Source organism: uncultured Metabacillus sp. (assembly GCF_947503125.1).
Classification (GTDB): Bacteria; Bacillota; Bacilli; order Bacillales; family Bacillaceae; genus Metabacillus.
In genome coordinates, this window is record NZ_CANNCR010000148.1 from 1 (window position 1) to 1,465 (window position 1,465).

The 1,465-nt window shown below is 39.1% G+C and carries 1 protein-coding gene and 2 pseudogenes; all 3 read left to right on the plus strand.

Translation table 11 applies throughout. The features are described 5' to 3' along the window. Positions 1–105 precede the first annotated feature (105 nt). Positions 106–346: pseudogene (locus tag Q1B07_RS27140) on the plus strand (transposase). A gap of 32 nt (positions 347–378) precedes the next feature. Continuing rightward, positions 379–1,092, plus strand: a complete 714-nt coding sequence (locus Q1B07_RS26550; RefSeq protein ID WP_366945294.1) for an IS256 family transposase — start codon at positions 379–381, stop codon at positions 1,090–1,092. Between the two features lie 34 nt (positions 1,093–1,126). Beyond that, a pseudogene (locus Q1B07_RS26555) lies at positions 1,127–1,294 on the plus strand (conjugal transfer protein); the annotation flags it as partial. Between the last annotated feature and the right edge of the window lie 171 nt (positions 1,295–1,465).

The window sequence follows — 1,465 nt, forward strand, 5'->3', positions numbered from 1 at the left end:
TCTTCCGGCCAATAATTCCGTCAGATTATGGACAAAGTATTTCATCAATTTCTTGTCATTATAGAGCGTCAGTAACAGAAAGCCATTAAAACAAGCTCTGGTGAAGTGAATATACAAGTCCCTCGTGACAGAGATGGGACATTTGAACCGCAGCTAGTTCCAAAAAGAAAAAAAGACGTGTCAGCTATTGAAGAAAGTCTTGTCTATGTATGCACGGGGTATGTCCCAACGAGATATTTCTTCCACCATTGAAGACATTTATGGTTTCTCGGTGTCACATGAAATGATATCGGACATGACGGATCAAGTACTTGTCGATCTAGAAGAATGGCCGTCAGACCTTTAAGCCCCTGTTATGCTTTTTTATTCGTAGACTGCATGTTTACAACTATTCGAAACCAATATGAAACGAAGAAATATGCGGTATACACCATTTTAGGCTATACGATGGAAGGGAAAAAGGACATCCTTGGTTTATGGTTGAATGAAACAGAAAGTAAGCATAAATGGATGCAAATCTTTGATGAGATCAAATCCCGAGGTGTAGAGGATGTATTTTTCTTATCTATGGATGGAGTCAGTGGGCTAGAAGAAGGTGCTCGTGCGATTTTTCCTGATATTATTGTACAGCGATGTGTGGTCCATTTGATTCGCAACTCTATAAAATATGTTCCAAGCAAAGAATATAAGCCATTTACAGCTGCTCTAAAGAAAGTATATGGTGCCCCAAGCCTTAAGGCTTGCCGAAGTGCCTTTGAAGCATTTCAAACACAGTGGTCTACTTATCCAGGGGCTGTGGATGTGTGGGTCCGAAACTTCAACCATGTGGAACAACTTTTTGACTATGGAAGTACCATACGCAAAGTCATGTATACCACAAATGCCGTAGAGAGTATCCACTCCAGCTTTCGTAAGGTGACGAAAAAAGGAGCATTTCCAAATGAAAATGCCCTGTTTAAACTCCTCTATTTACGCATCCAAGAATTAGAAAATAAATGGGAGGGCGGGTTTGTTAAAAACTGGTCAATGGTTATGAACCAGCTTTTAGTCCACGAAGACCTCAAAGATCGAGTCCTAAAATACCTGGAGTAAATTAGGACTTACACACTTTATTTGACAATCCCCTTTGCCTTTTGCAATTGAGTTGATACCGGCGATCAACTATTTTATTTTTGTTAGGCTTTGTTTTGGTTTTTGGTATGGCGTGAGGATGGTATTTCCTCACGCTTTTGATAAAACGTTCATTATTGTGATATTTGGAACTCCATTGCTTTTGACAATCCTGGTTACAAGAAATATGAGTTCAAGTCCCAACCACCCTCAAACATACAGTTATAATATTTGAATCGTATTTTGTTTCAGAAACATGATTATTTATCATTTGTTCCGTAAGCCCGTATTCAAACAACGCATATAAAAACAGCAGCACCTCCTGGTATGATCAACGTATCAATTTAAGGAGGTG